The organism is Rhodanobacter glycinis, assembly GCF_900114325.1.
GTDB classification, from domain to species: Bacteria; Pseudomonadota; Gammaproteobacteria; order Xanthomonadales; family Rhodanobacteraceae; genus Rhodanobacter_A; species Rhodanobacter_A glycinis.
The window spans coordinates 86,633-100,000 of sequence record NZ_FOSR01000009.1; the positions used below are offsets into that span (position 1 = coordinate 86,633).

Annotated in this window: 12 protein-coding genes; 8 read left to right on the forward strand and 4 right to left on the reverse strand. The window is 66.3% G+C overall.

Annotated features, from left to right (window positions below):
- Positions 1-99: 99 nt before the first annotated feature.
- The 4 genes from BMY90_RS11105 to map all read right to left on the reverse strand — a co-directional run bounded on the left by BMY90_RS11105 (position 100) and on the right by map (position 5,242).
- Entirely contained in the window at positions 100-1,380 is a 1,281-nt protein-coding gene (locus tag BMY90_RS11105; protein ID WP_175481558.1) for a Dol-P-Glc:Glc(2)Man(9)GlcNAc(2)-PP-Dol alpha-1,2-glucosyltransferase, read from the reverse strand.
- Positions 1,381-1,450: 70 nt separating this feature from the next.
- Entirely contained in the window at positions 1,451-4,111 is a 2,661-nt protein-coding gene (gene glnD / locus BMY90_RS11110) for a [protein-PII] uridylyltransferase (RefSeq protein ID WP_092703983.1), read from the reverse strand.
- A gap of 54 nt (positions 4,112-4,165) precedes the next feature.
- Positions 4,166-4,447 carry a hypothetical protein gene (locus BMY90_RS11115; RefSeq protein WP_092703985.1) on the reverse strand — a complete coding sequence of 94 codons (282 nt, stop codon included), beginning with the start codon at positions 4,445-4,447 and terminating at the stop codon, positions 4,166-4,168.
- Between the two features lie 30 nt (positions 4,448-4,477).
- Positions 4,478-5,242 carry a type I methionyl aminopeptidase gene (gene map / locus BMY90_RS11120; protein ID WP_008211762.1) on the reverse strand — a complete coding sequence of 255 codons (765 nt, stop codon included), beginning with the start codon at positions 5,240-5,242 and terminating at the stop codon, positions 4,478-4,480.
- A gap of 310 nt (positions 5,243-5,552) precedes the next feature.
- Between map and rpsB the strand changes: the two genes are divergently transcribed.
- From rpsB to rseP, 8 genes are all read left to right on the forward strand, one after another.
- Positions 5,553-6,419: a 30S ribosomal protein S2 gene (gene rpsB / locus BMY90_RS11125; RefSeq protein WP_092703987.1), complete on the forward strand. Its 867-nt coding sequence runs from the start codon at positions 5,553-5,555 to the stop codon at positions 6,417-6,419.
- Between the two features lie 69 nt (positions 6,420-6,488).
- Complete coding sequence (gene tsf, locus BMY90_RS11130) at positions 6,489-7,370, forward strand: translation elongation factor Ts (RefSeq protein ID WP_008211647.1); 882 nt, start codon at positions 6,489-6,491, stop codon at positions 7,368-7,370.
- Positions 7,371-7,593: 223 nt separating this feature from the next.
- Complete coding sequence (gene pyrH, locus BMY90_RS11135) at positions 7,594-8,316, forward strand: UMP kinase (RefSeq protein ID WP_008211648.1); 723 nt, start codon at positions 7,594-7,596, stop codon at positions 8,314-8,316.
- Positions 8,317-8,381: 65 nt separating this feature from the next.
- Positions 8,382-8,939, forward strand: coding sequence for a ribosome recycling factor (frr, locus tag BMY90_RS11140; protein ID WP_008211649.1), 558 nt, complete (start codon positions 8,382-8,384; stop codon positions 8,937-8,939).
- Positions 8,940-9,168: 229 nt separating this feature from the next.
- On the forward strand, positions 9,169-9,915 hold the full coding sequence (uppS, locus tag BMY90_RS11145) for a polyprenyl diphosphate synthase (protein WP_092703989.1): 747 nt from the start codon (positions 9,169-9,171) through the stop codon (positions 9,913-9,915).
- Positions 9,909-10,730 (forward strand): phosphatidate cytidylyltransferase, encoded by an 822-nt coding sequence (locus BMY90_RS11150; RefSeq protein ID WP_092703991.1) that lies wholly within the window; start codon positions 9,909-9,911, stop codon positions 10,728-10,730. The genes uppS and BMY90_RS11150 overlap by 7 nt, the downstream gene beginning before the upstream one ends.
- Positions 10,731-10,748: 18 nt before the next feature.
- Positions 10,749-11,924: a 1-deoxy-D-xylulose-5-phosphate reductoisomerase gene (locus tag BMY90_RS11155; RefSeq protein ID WP_092703993.1), complete on the forward strand. Its 1,176-nt coding sequence runs from the start codon at positions 10,749-10,751 to the stop codon at positions 11,922-11,924.
- 34 nt (positions 11,925-11,958) lie between these two features.
- Positions 11,959-13,308 carry an RIP metalloprotease RseP gene (gene rseP, locus BMY90_RS11160; RefSeq protein ID WP_008211654.1) on the forward strand — a complete coding sequence of 450 codons (1,350 nt, stop codon included), beginning with the start codon at positions 11,959-11,961 and terminating at the stop codon, positions 13,306-13,308.
- Positions 13,309-13,368 lie beyond the last annotated feature (60 nt).

The following is a 13,368-nucleotide window of genomic DNA, read 5'->3' on the forward strand; positions in this document are numbered from 1 at the left end:
GATGCGGCATGCTAACCGCATCGCGCCGGACTGGCACGCCGCTCCCATGGATGCCGTTCACGCTTTTCGCCTTCGCGTCCCGCCTTGGGGCCGCGCGGATCAGAGCATGAAATGCCGGGCGGACATGCCCAGGGCGAGGTACTGCGCCAGCACGACCCACCCTGCCAGCGTGGTCCGCTCGACGACGTTGCCATCCTGCCGACGCAGTGCCAGCCACAACGCCAGCGGTATCAGGGTGTAGCGCCCGTCGATCAGCCATGAGGCAGACAAGTAGAAGGCAGCGAACGGAAACAGCACCCATGCCTGCGGCAGCACGAATCGCGTACCGGCCAACGCGCATGCGGCGACCGTGGCGACCAGACCGAAGCCCAACCAGGCCCAACGCTGCCCGTCGACCGCCACCAGCACCGCGTTGTGGATGAAATAGTCGGGGCTGACATGGTTGAAGAAGTTGTCGACCTTGAAGCCGGTGACGTAGGCCAGTAACACGATCACGGGAAGCAGCCACGGCCAGTATCGTCGGCATGCTTCGCGCCCGAACCACCGCAACCCGCCAATCAGCTGCAGCGGCATGAGGACGCCGGCGACGAACAACAGGAAGAACGGGTTGCCCCAGTGAAAACTCATGTCCGGATGGATCAGCGCCTCGGGCTTCGAGAAAACGATGGTGCCGTTCCACGCCCAGTACACGACAAACAGCACAACCACGGCCAGGTACGGCCATGCAATCGCCAGCATCCGGTACCCAGCCCGCCATGGCCGCCAATCCGTTTCTTGCAACAACGGCCACAGGGCGAAGCTGGCCAGAAAGCCAGCCCAGACCACATCGTTCTGCCGCACCAGCAGGGCCAGCAGCAGAATCCCACCCGACAGCACATGGCGCCCACCACGCGTCGCCCACAGCGCGGCAAGCACCAGTGCAACCGACAGGATGTCCGTATAGACCAGGAATCCGTAGGGATACAACAGTGGAAAGAACGCGAACTGCGCTGTCGCCCGCGCCGCATGGCGGCGATCCACTCCGCGTCGCAGCAGATAGAACATGCCGATGCACGCCAGGTCGAAGCCCATGTTCACGACGCGCATGGCCGCCAGCGTGTCGTGACCGGCCAACGCCAGCAACCCGGCCACCAGCAGGTGGTAGCCGGGGATATTCGTCAGTGTGGGCAACACCCGGAAATGGCCATGCAGGAAATCGTGGATCTGCGCGGCATGAACCAGCTCGTCGCCGATCAGCATCGGTTCCCGGATCGCGCGCAGGGCCGCCAGAGCCCAGGCAAGCGCAAGCACGGCAATGGCCAGAAGCTGCCAGCGCCTGCGTGAAACAACATCGGCGATGCGATTCGATGTCGCACCCGTGTCGGACCACCGCTTGCCCATCCCTGCTCCCCATCCTGCAACCATCACGGCATCGTCGAACACCGCGCGGCTGCACGGCAAGTCTTTCACCTCAGGCGCTGGCCTTGGCATTCCCCACGCGCCGCAACAGTGCCTGCAGCAGTTTTTCCTGCTGCTCGCCGGACAAGGGCGCGTCATGCCGGTCGGTGATTTCGAAGAAATCTTCCACGCGCTCGCCGAAGGTGGCGATGCGTGCATCGTGCACGCGCACGCCCACTTCGAGCATGGCGTGTGCGGCGGCGGCCAGCAGGCCGGGACGATCGGTGCATACCAGCGCCAGCTGGGTGCGCTCGCCGGCGGCGTTGAAGGCGATCTTCGGCGGCATCTGGAAATACTTGAGGTGGCGCGACATGCTGCGCTTGGCCGGCGCAACTGGCGCCGGCTGCGCCAGCGCGCGTTGCAGCCGTACGCGCAATTCCTCCGCGCGCGGCAAGCTGGCTGGCTCCTGGGTGTCCGATTCGAGCAGCAGGAAGGTATCCAGCGCACGTCCCGTCTGCGATTTCAGGATGCGCGCCTCCACCACCGAGAAACGCATGCGGTCGAGCATGGCGGTGACGGTGGCGAACAGGCCGTCGCGATCGGCGGCGTAGACGAACAATTCGGTGCTGCCGCGCACCGAGAACGGGTGCACTTCGATCAGCGGCGTCGCACCCTTCGCACGCAGGATGGCCAGGGTCTGCCAGGCAATCTGCTCGGGTCGATGGCGCAGGAAACTCAGGTCGGGGAAATCGGCCCACACCGTGGCAATCGCATCGGCGCCCAGCCCTTCGGCCAGCAGCAGGTTGAGGGCGCGCTCGCGGCATTCGCGCACGCGCGCCGAGGCGTGCAGCGGCAACTGCACGTCGCTGCGCAGGGCATAACGGGCCGCGGTGTAGAGATCGGCGAGCAGGCGGTCCTTCCACGCATTCCACAACCGCGGGCTGGTGCCGATGATGTCGGCCACGGTCAGCACGTATAGATGATCCAGCCGCGCCCAGTCGCCCACCTGATCGGCAAAACGCTGCACCACCGCGGGATCGGTGATGTCCTGGCGCTGTGCGGTGGTGCTCATCAGCAGATGCCAGCGCACCAGCCAGGCGACCAGTTCGATGTCTTCCGGCGGCAGATCCAGCTTGGCGCAGAACGCGCGCGCATCTTCCTCGCCCAGCACTGCGTGATCACCACCACGCCCCTTGGCGATGTCGTGGAACAGCCCGGCCAGCAGCATCAGCTCGGGTTTGTCGAACGTGGGCCAGATCTCGCAGCCAATGGGAAAATCGCGACGCGCTTCCGGATCGGCAAAGCGTGCCATGTTGCGCAGCACGCGCAGCGTGTGCTCGTCCACTGTGTAGACGTGGAACAAGTCGTACTGCATGCGTCCGAACACGGTGCCGAACGCCGGCAGCACCGCGGCCAGCAGGCCGTGCCGGTTCATCCGCCACAGCGCATCCACCGCCGGAGCACCACGTCGCAGCAGGCGCAGGAACGCGGCCAGCGTCTGCGGATCGTCGGCCAGTGCCGTGCCGTGGATCGCGGTGGCCTGGTGGACGCGGCGCATGGTGTCGGCGGTGAAGCCGATCAGCCCCGGCTGGTCCAGCCGGGCGATGAAGATTTCCACCAGGGCAGCGGGCCGACGCATGAACAGCTCGGCATCGCGCACCGCCAGCCGCGAGCCGTAGCGCACGAAATCCTCGCCCACCGGTTGCGCCGCACTGGGCGTTTCCAGCATCTCCACGAAGCGTTCGGCAATCTGCATGCCCAGCCGTTCCACCAGACTGGCGGCGCGGTAGTAGCCCTGCATGAACTGCTCGACGCCCAGGTTCTTGGCGTGTTCGTCCTCGAAGCCCAGTCGCGTGGCCAGCCCGCGCTGGTAGTCGAACAGCAGCCGCTCTTCCGGCCGCCCCGCCTCGAGATGCAGCGCGTAGCGATAGCGCCGCAAGGTGGTTTCGGCCTCGCACAGGCTGACGCGTTCGGCCGGATCGAGCAGGCCCTCATTCTGCATGTCCTCGAGGCCGCCAGCATGGGCCAGCCGACGTCCCAGCCAACGCAGCGAATCGAGCGTGCGCAGGCCGCCGGGGCCGTCCTTGAGATTCGGTTCGAGGTTGTAGGCGGTGTCGTCGTAGCGGGCATGGCGGGCGTCACGCTCGGCCAGCCGTGCGGCCAGATACTCGCGCGGCGGCCACAATTCGGGATCGTCCACGATGCCGCGCAGGACCGCATCCAGGGCCGGGTCGCCGGCCAGCCGATACGCATCCAGCAGGCTGGTGAACACGCTGGCATCCTGCGCGGCCAGGCTGCGGCACTGCGCCGGTTCGCGCACGGCATGCCCCACCTTCAGACCGATGTCCCACAGCGTGGCAAAGCATTGTTCCAGCGCACGCAAGCGCGCTGGCTCGGGATGCTCGGCCAGCACCAGCAGGTCCACGTCCGAGCAGGGAAACAGCAGGCCACGACCGAAGCCGCCCACCGCGAATAGTGCCGCGCCGGTCACGTCGCCGAGACAGGCACCCCACACATGGATCACCACCCGTGCCACCGATTCACCACGCCGCCGCGCCAGCGCACTGGCATCGGCGCCATCGCGAAAGGCAGTGGCCAGGGCGCGATCAACGTCGCCCAGCAATTGCCGTAGCGCGCGGCGTGCCTCGTCGGGCACGCCCGAACGCGGCACGGCAGGGGGCAGGCGCGGCAAGGGCGGCAGGGGAATGGGTCTGGGGGTGGCCACGGTCGTCATGGCACCCAGTACAGCACGGCTCAAGGCCTGTTCAAAGCCTTGCCGGGGGGCGCGTCAAGCGCCGTTGTGGCGTCGGCGCCACACGATCACCACACCTGTCGCGCTGACCAGCACCAGGATCGCCAGCGTGTACGCTGCCGGATTGCCCAATCCCAGCGCATTGGCCAGCAGCACCAGAGCAATCGTGGCCAGCAGTTGCAGCGGCAGGATCAGCCGCAGGCCAGCGCCCGCCTCCGGCACGCCCATACCCTTCAGCATCAGCACCATGGAATACGTCGGCACCCACAGGATACTGAGCGCGATCAGCGCCAGCGAGACGAGGAAGATGCCGCTCATGTGCCGCTGCGCCGGGCCGTGGCCATCGGATCAGGCATCCGGCCAGGGCGTGAGGATCTCGAAGCCGTCGTCGGTGACGGCCAGCGTGTGCTCCCACTGCGCCGACAGCGAATGATCCTTGGTCACCACCGTCCAGCCGTCCGGCAGCTGCTTGGTCTGCGGCTTGCCGGCGTTGATCATCGGCTCGATGGTGAAGGTCATGCCCTTCTTCAGCTCCAGCCCGGTGCCGGCCTTGCCGTAATGCAGCACCTGCGGCTCGTCGTGGTAGATCTTGCCGATGCCGTGGCCGCAATACTCGCGTACCACCGAGAAACCGGCCGCCTCGGCGTGTTTCTGGATCGCATGGCCGATATCGCCCAGCGTGGCCCCGGGGCGCACCGCGCGGATGCCCGACATCATCGCTTCATACGTGGTGTCCACCAGGCGCTTGGCCAGCACCGACGGCGTGCCGGCGATGTACATGCGGCTGGTGTCGCCGTGCCAGCCATCCTTGATCACGGTGACGTCGAGGTTGACGATGTCGCCGTCCTTGAGCACCTTGCCCTCGTTCGGAATACCGTGGCAAATCACGTGGTTGACCGAGGTGCACAGTGTCTTGGGGAAGCCGTGGTAGCCCACGTTGGCGGGAATCGCCTTCTGCACGTTGACGATATGCTCGTAGGCGCGCCGGTCCAGTTCCTCGGTGCTCACGCCGGGTTTGACGTAATCCTTGAGCATGGCAAGCACTTCGGCGGCCAGCTTGCCGGCAACGCGCATGCCTTCAAGGTCTTCGGGGGTTTTCAGGGTAATGGCCATGATTTCGCCTGTCAGGCGGCACAGCCGCTTCGAATCCGGTGGCTTGCCGCGTCGCCGGCGTACCGGCTACAATTGGATGGTTTTGCAGGCTGCAATCGGCGCATTTCACGCCATGGCATCGCAAAACGAACGGGAATTGTAACCGCGACGCGGTACAACACCCAAACCAACGCCACACACGCATCGGCACCGCCTTCGGGGTGCCGCGGTCGTTTCCGCCACTGAACAGGAAACGTCGCGGTCGAAGCCGGGGATGCGTGGAGGTCCCAACCCCCGGGCCCCAAGGGTCCAGACAATTCGGAGCAACACCATGGCACAAGTCACCATGCGCCAAATGCTTGAAGCTGGCGTGCATTTCGGTCACCAGACCCGTTACTGGAACCCGAAGATGGCCCCGTACATCTTCGGCGCGCGCGGCAAGATCCACATCATCAACCTCGAGAAGACCCTGCCGCTGTTCACCGACGCGATGAACTTCCTGTCGGGCCTGGCGCAGAAGCGCGGCACCATCCTGTTCGTCGGCACCAAGCGTTCGGCCCGCGAGCCGTTGGCCGAAGAGGCCGCACGCGCCGGCATGCCGTTCGTCACCGCGCGCTGGCTCGGCGGCATGCTGACCAACTTCCGCACCGTGAAGCAGTCGGTGGCCCGCCTGAAGGAACTGGAAGCGGCCGAGACCGACGGTTCGTTCGACAAGCTGGTCAAGCACGAAGTGCTGGCCCGTCGCCGCGAGCGCGACAAGCTGGAAAACTCGCTGGGCGGCATCAAGAACATGAACCGCCTGCCCGACGCGCTGTTCGTGATCGATATCGGCCACGAAGACATCGCCGTGCAGGAAGCCAAGAAGCTCGGCATCCCGGTGATCGCCGTGGTCGACACCAACTACAACCCGGAACTGGTCGATTACGCCATCCCGGGCAATGACGACGCCATCCGCGCGATCCAGCTGTATGCCCGCGCCGCTGCCGATTCGATCCTGGAAGGCAAGGCCGCCGCGCCGTCCGCCGCCCAGGGCGACGCCAACGAGTTCGTCGAGCTGGACGAGGAAGGCAATCCGGTGGCCAAGGACGACGAGCGCAAGTCCGCTCCGCGTCGTGACAACCGCGGTCCGGCCAAGAAGGGCGCTGGCGCCCCGCGCCGTGATGGCGGCCGTGGCTCGCGCGGCGGCGACACCGCCTGAGCGACTGCCACGTGATTTTCCGCTGCCGCGGGGCCCTGCCCCGCGGCGCAATCATTTAGAGGAATCCTGATGAGCACTATTTCCGCCCAACTGGTCAAGGAACTGCGCGAGCGTTCCGGCGCCGGCATGATGGAATGCAAGAAGGCGCTGGTCGAAAACAACGGCGACATCGACACCGCGATGGAATGGCTGCGCAAGTCCGGCCTGGCCAAGGCTGACAAGAAGGCCAGCCGCGTCGCCGCCGAAGGCCGCATCGTCTCGGCGCAGAAGGACGGCAAGGCCGTGTTGGTCGAAGTCAACTGCGAGACCGACTTCGTCGCCAAGGACGCCAGCTTCCTGAAGTTCAGCGACAACGTCGCCGACATTGCACTGAAATCCGGCGCCGCCGACATCGACGCACTGAAGGCCGCTGCCTATCCGGGCGCCGACAGCGTCGAGGAAGCCGCCAAGGCCCTGATCGCCACCATCGGCGAGAAGATCGACGTGCGCCGCATGGCCCGCGTCGCGACCGACGGCATCATCGGCAGCTATATCCACGGCGGCCGCATCGGCGTGCTGGTGGCGCTCAAGGGTGGCTCCGAGGAACTGGCCAAGGGCATCGCCATGCACGTGGCCGCGATGAATCCGCAGTACGTGCGCGCCGAAGACGTGCCGGCCGAGTTCGTAGCCAAGGAAAAGGAGATCGCGCTGGGCCAGATGACCGAGAAGGACAAGGCCAAGCCGGCCGAGATCCTCGAGAAGATCGTCTCCGGCAAGATCAACAAGATCGTTTCCGAAGTCACCCTGCTCGGCCAGCCCTACGTGCTGGACACCAATGTCAGCGTGGGTGATGCGCTGAAGAAGGACGGCGCCGAAGTCGTCTCCGTGGTGCGCCTCGCCGTCGGCGAAGGCATCGAGAAGGTGGAAGAGGATTTCGCCGCCGAAGTGATGAAGCAGGCCGGCCTGGCCTGACCGTCATCGCTGACTGAAGGGCCGGCCATCCAAGGCCAGCCTCTTCGCGAAAACCACGCTTCGAACAAGGGCCGCGAGCAATCGCGGCCCTTGTTTTTGGTGCGCCTCGAACGAATGCCACTGCCAGGCCGCACCACGCATGAATCACGCGTCATGAACATGTCTCATTACATGCTGGCAACGCTATAATGTGGCGGTTTACCTCACACAATCCGGAGACCCCATGAGCGACCAGCCCAAGTTCCACCGCATCTTGCTCAAGCTCTCCGGTGAGGCACTGATGGGCGAGGCCGATTACGGGATCGACCCGAAGGTGATCGGCCGCCTGGCCGACGAGATCATCGAGGTGCAGCGCGCCAACATCCAGGTGGGCGTGGTGATCGGCGGCGGCAACATCTTCCGCGGCGCCGGCCTGGCCGCCGCCGGCATGGACCGCGTCACCGGCGACCACATGGGCATGCTGGCCACCGTGATGAACGCACTGGCCATGCAGGACGCCATCGAGAAGCGCGGCGGCTTCGCCCGCGTGATGAGCGCGATCCAGATCCACGACGTGGCCGAGGATTTCATCCGCCGCCGCGCCATCCGCCACATCGAGAAGGGCCGCATCGTGCTGTTCGCGGCCGGCATCGGCAACCCGTTCTTCACCACCGACTCGGCCGCCGCGCTGCGCGCCGTGGAGATCGGCGCCGACCTGCTGCTGAAGGCCACCAAGGTCGACGGCGTGTACACCGCCGATCCGGCCAAGCACGCCGACGCCAAGCGCTACGAGCACCTCACCTACGACGAAGTGATCGAACGCAAGCTGGCCGTGATGGATACCGCCGCCATCGCGCTGTGCCGCGACGACCGCATGCCGATGCGCATCTACGACATGACCGTGCCGGGCAACCTGATGCGCATCATGCATGGCGAACCGGTCGGCACCCTGGTGGATGCCGGCTGACCGGGCCTTGCCCTGCCCTCGCCTGCTATACTCGGCGGCTCGCCTGGTCCACCGGAAAACGTACCATGCTCAATGACATCAAGACCGATGCCCAGACCCGCATGGGCAAGAGCATCGACTCGCTCAAGCACGACCTGACCCGCATTCGCACCGGCCGCGCCAGCACCGCGCTGGTCGATGGCATCAAGGTGCCTTATTACGGCTCCGACATGCCCTTGAACCAGGTGGCCTCGGTCTCGCTGGGCGACTCGCGTTCGATCATCATCACGCCGTTCGAGAAGAGCCTGGTGGCGCCGATCGAAAAGGCGCTGATGGCCTCGGACATCGGCATCACGCCGACCACCGCGGGCGTCGTGATCCGCCTGAACATGCCGCCGCTGACCGAAGAGCGCCGCAAGGAGCTGGCCAAGCACGTGGCCCACGAAGGCGAGAACGCCAAGATCGCCATCCGCAACGTGCGTCGCGATGCCCTGCAGCAGGTCAAGGATCTGCTCAAGGACAAGCTGATCACCGAGGACGACGAGCGCCGTACCGACGACGACGTGCAGAAGCTCACAGACCGCTTCGTGAAGGAAGTGGACGTGGTGGTGAAGGCCAAGGAAGACGAACTGCTGGCCATGTGACCATGGCGCCCGGCAATGTCCGCACGCGCCATGCATGCGGACACATGGCACCGGGTAACGCGCGCTTTCCCTCTTTCCGCCAGAAAGGGGACACCGGGAGAGGGGCCATCGTGCGACAGACCTGCAACGAAGCATGCACCGGGCAACCGTGTGGCACTTCGCACCCGGCTGCCAGCCGTCCCAGGCCCTCGTTTCCCCGCAGGGGCGCAGGATCAGCCCGAGCTTTCCCATGAATTCCACGCCAACCGTTCCCCACCATATCGCCATCGTCATGGACGGCAACGGCCGCTGGGCCAAGGCGCGCCATCGCCCACGCAGTTTCGGCCACAACGCCGGCCGCAAGGCCGTGCGCGACGTGGTGGAAGGCTGCCTGCGCCAGGGCGTGCAGGTGCTGACATTGTTCGCCTTCTCCAGCGAGAACTGGCAGCGTCCGCAGGACGAGGTCGGCGCGCTGATGGAGCTGTTCCTGCGCGCACTCGACAAGGAGGTGGACGAGCTGCACGAGCAAGGCGTGCGCCTGCGCTTCATCGGCGACCTGACCGCCTTCAGCGATGCTTTGCAGCGGCGCATGCGCGCCGCGATGACGCGCACCGCCGGCAATGACAAGCTGCACATGAACGTGGCCGTGAACTACGGCGGTCGCTGGGACATCGTGCAGGCGGCCCGACGCGCCGCGGCCGCCGTGGCACGTGGCGAACTGCGTGCCGAGGATATCGACGAGGCCACGCTGGGCCGCTGGATGAGCCTGGCCGAGCTGCCTCCGCTGGACCTGTTCATCCGCACCGGCGGCGACTGCCGGATCAGCAACTTCCTGCTGTGGCAGGTCGCCTACGCCGAACTGCATTTCACCGACACGCTCTGGCCGGATTTCGACCAGGCTTGCCTGCAGCGCGCCATCGACGATTATGCTGGTCGCGAACGCCGCTTCGGTCGCACCGGCGACCAGGTCGCCCGCACCCAGGACCCCGCATGCTGATTCAACGCATCATTGCCGCAGCCATCCTTGCCCCGTTGGTGGTTCTCATCGTGCTGCTGGCATCCAACGGGGTGTTCGCGCTGATCGCGGCCCTGGCCTTCCTCGGCGCGGGTTGGGAATGGACCCGCCTGGCCGGCCTCAAGTCGGTCGCCACGCGCGGGACCATGCTGGTGGTGCTGGCCATCGTGTTCGCCCTGATCTGGCGCCTGCGCAGCCCGGCCCTGTGGTCACTGCTGCTGGTCGCCGGCGTGGCCTGGTGGCTGCTGGCCTGCGGCTGGCTGCGGCACTTTGCATTCGGCGCCGCCCCGACCGGCGAAAACCGCAACATCAAGTTGCTGGCCGGCGCCTTCGTGATCGTGCCGGCGTGGGTGGCACTGGTCCAGATCCACGACGAGAATCACGTGCATGGCCACATCTGGGCCTTGCTGGCGCTGCTGATCGTGTGGGCGGCCGATATCGGCGCGTATTTCAGCGGGCGCCAGTTCGGTCGGCGCAAGCTGGCCCCGCAGATCAGCCCCGGCAAGACCTGGGCCGGCGCCTGGGGCGCACTGGTGGCCGGCGTGCTGGTGCTGCTGATCGGCGGCTGGCTGCTGGGTGTGCGCGGCGCCCCCATGCTCGGCCTGGCTGTATTGGCCGTGGTGACGGTGGCCGCCTCGATCGTCGGCGACCTGCTGGAAAGCCTGATGAAGCGCCACGCCCAGATGAAGGATTCCGGTTCGCTGATTCCCGGCCACGGCGGCCTGATGGATCGCCTCGACAGCGTGTTTGCCGCGCTGCCGGTATTCGCACTGGGCCTGCTGTTGCTGGGGTTGTAGAAAAACATCATGACTGCCATGCGCCAGATCGCCATCCTCGGGGCCACCGGATCCATCGGTGGCAGCACGCTGGACGTGATTGCGCAGCACCCGGATCGCTTCCGGGCCAGCGTGCTCACGGCCCACCGCAACGTCGCCGCACTGGCCGAGCTGTGCGCCCGGCACCAGCCGCAACTGGCGATCATTGCCGACCCCGCGCTGGAGGCCGAGCTGGCTCGTCGACTGGCCGCCGCCGGCGTGCGTTGCGACGTAGCCAGCGGCATGGACGCCATCGCGGCGGCCGCGGCCGGCTCGTTGTGCGACACCGTGGTGGCCGCCATCGTCGGCGCCGCCGGACTGGATTCCTCGCTGGCGGCGGCACGCGCCGGCAAGCGCCTGTTGCTGGCGAACAAGGAATCCATCGTGATGGCCGGCCCGCTGCTCCTGGAGGCATTGCGTGTCGGTGGCGGCGAGCTGATTCCGGTCGATTCGGAGCACAACGCGATCTTCCAATGCCTGCCCGGCGGCCGCCCCGACCTGGCAAAAAGCGGCGTGCGACGGTTGCTGCTGACCGCCTCCGGCGGACCGTTCCGTGGCCGCACCCGGGCGCAGCTGTCCGACGTGACCCCGGATCAGGCCTGCAAGCATCCGAAATGGTCGATGGGCCGCAAGATCTCGGTGGACTCGGCCACCCTGATGAACAAGGGCCTGGAGGTGATCGAGGCGCATCACCTGTTCAGTGCCCCCGTCGAAGCCATCGAAGTGCTGGTGCATCCCCAGAGCATGGTGCACTCGCTGGTGGAGTACGTGGACGGTTCGGTACTGGCCCAGCTCGGCAACCCGGACATGCGCACCGCGCTGGCCCACGCGCTGGCATGGCCCGAACGGGTGAGCTCCGGCGTGGCTCCGCTGGATCTGGCAGCTGCCGAGCCGCTGCATTTCGAGCCGCCGGACCTGGCCACCTTCCGCTGCCTTGCCCTTGCCTTCCAGGCGTTGCGCGAAGGCGGCGATGCCCCGGCCATCCTCAACGCCGCGAACGAGGTCGCGGTGGAAGCCTTTCTGGCCGGTGCGTTGCCGTTCCTCTCGATCGCCGACGTGGTCGAATCGGTTTTGACGGAACTGCCGGCGCAAGCCGTGGTCGATATCCAGACCCTCGGCGAACGCGACCGTGCCGCTCGCACCGCGGCACGGCGGGTTCTCCGCAACGCTTGCTGATAAGCTTGAGCCCCCACCTGACGCATATTGATTGATGAATCCCTTCTTCGGCTCGGTGTTCTGGTTGCTGGTCACGCTTGGCGTGCTGGTGACCTTTCACGAATTCGGCCATTACTGGGTCGCGCGCCGCTGTGGGGTGAAGGTGCTGCGCTTCTCGGTAGGCTTTGGCAAGGCGCTGTGGAAGCGCGTCGGCCGCGACGGTTGCGAATACCAGGTCGCGGCGATTCCGCTGGGCGGCTACGTGAAGATGCTCGACGCGCGCGAAGGCGAGGTTCCGCCGGAGCTGCTCTCGCAGGAGTTCACCAGCCAGTCGATCTGGAAGCGCATCGCCATCGTGCTGGCCGGGCCGGGCTTCAACGTGATTTTCACCATCGCCGCGTTCTGGCTGATGTTCATGCTGGGTCGCACCGACTACGCCCCCATCGTCACCGCCACGCCACAGAGCATGGCGGCCCAGGCGGGCATTCACCCGGACGACCGCCTGGTCAGCGTCGGCGGCACGCCGGTGACCACCTGGAGCGGTTCGCTGGATGTCATCGGCAACGCCCTGCTCAGCCGCGAACCGCTGTCGATGACCGTGCGCGATCCGGACGGCACCCAGCGCCATGTCACGCTGCCACTGAACAAGCTGCCCGCCGGCAAGGACATCGGCCAGTACCTGGATCAGCTGGGCCTGCGCCCCGCGCCGCCGCCGCCGATCGCCGCCATGGTGGAAGCCGGGCAACCGGCGGCACTGGCCGGCCTGCAGGGTGGCGACCACCTGGTCAGCGTGAACGGCAAGCCCGTGGCCGATTTCGTGGACCTCGGCAAGCTGATTGCCGCCGATGCGGCCAAATCCCCCCTGCTCGCCATCGGCGTGGAACGCCACGGCAAGCCGATGCAGTTCAAGGTGACCGCGCGCAAGGAGTCGGTCCAGGGCCAGCCGGCGCGCTGGATCATCGGCGTGGGCGCGCAACCGCCGGAGACGGCGATCCAGCATTACGGCCCGGTGCATGCCCTTGGCGCGGCGCTGAGCCTGACCTGGCGCCATACCACCGCCGTGTTCAACATGATCGGCCAGATGCTCAACGGCCGCGCCTCGACCAGCAACCTGTCCGGCGTGATCGGCATCGCCCAGGTGGCCAATGCCTCGGCTCACATGGGTCTGTCCGCCTATCTGGAATTCCTGGCGCTGGTCTCGCTGAGCCTGGGCATCCTGAACCTGTTGCCGATCCCGATCTTGGACGGCGGCCACCTGCTGTATTACCTTATCGAGCTGGTCAAGGGCAGCCCGGTCAGCGAGCGCGCCATGATCGCCGGCCAATACGTGGGCTTGCTGCTGTTGTTCACGCTGATGGGACTGGCGTTCTACAACGACATCCACCGCATCGTTCTGCCCACGTGACACGGATGTGCACCATCAGCAACGGCCGCACGACCACGTGGCTCACGATCCGCACGACTA

Excerpts from the sequence above, each read along its gene's own strand:
- uppS (WP_092703989.1), top strand. The coding sequence starts at position 9,169 with ATGAATTCCACGCCAACCGTTCCCCACCATATCGCCATCGTCATGGAC.
- map (WP_008211762.1), bottom strand. The coding sequence starts at position 5,242 with ATGGCCATTACCCTGAAAACCCCCGAAGACCTTGAAGGCATGCGCGTT.
- tsf (WP_008211647.1), top strand. The coding sequence starts at position 6,489 with ATGAGCACTATTTCCGCCCAACTGGTCAAGGAACTGCGCGAGCGTTCC.
- glnD (WP_092703983.1), bottom strand. The coding sequence starts at position 4,111 with ATGACGACCGTGGCCACCCCCAGACCCATTCCCCTGCCGCCCTTGCCG.
- BMY90_RS11155 (WP_092703993.1), top strand. The coding sequence starts at position 10,749 with ATGCGCCAGATCGCCATCCTCGGGGCCACCGGATCCATCGGTGGCAGC.
- BMY90_RS11115 (WP_092703985.1), bottom strand. The coding sequence starts at position 4,447 with ATGAGCGGCATCTTCCTCGTCTCGCTGGCGCTGATCGCGCTCAGTATC.
- rpsB (WP_092703987.1), top strand. The coding sequence starts at position 5,553 with ATGGCACAAGTCACCATGCGCCAAATGCTTGAAGCTGGCGTGCATTTC.
- pyrH (WP_008211648.1), top strand. The coding sequence starts at position 7,594 with ATGAGCGACCAGCCCAAGTTCCACCGCATCTTGCTCAAGCTCTCCGGT.
- BMY90_RS11150 (WP_092703991.1), top strand. The coding sequence starts at position 9,909 with ATGCTGATTCAACGCATCATTGCCGCAGCCATCCTTGCCCCGTTGGTG.
- rseP (WP_008211654.1), top strand. The coding sequence starts at position 11,959 with ATGAATCCCTTCTTCGGCTCGGTGTTCTGGTTGCTGGTCACGCTTGGC.
- BMY90_RS11105 (WP_175481558.1), bottom strand. The coding sequence starts at position 1,380 with ATGGGCAAGCGGTGGTCCGACACGGGTGCGACATCGAATCGCATCGCC.
- frr (WP_008211649.1), top strand. The coding sequence starts at position 8,382 with ATGCTCAATGACATCAAGACCGATGCCCAGACCCGCATGGGCAAGAGC.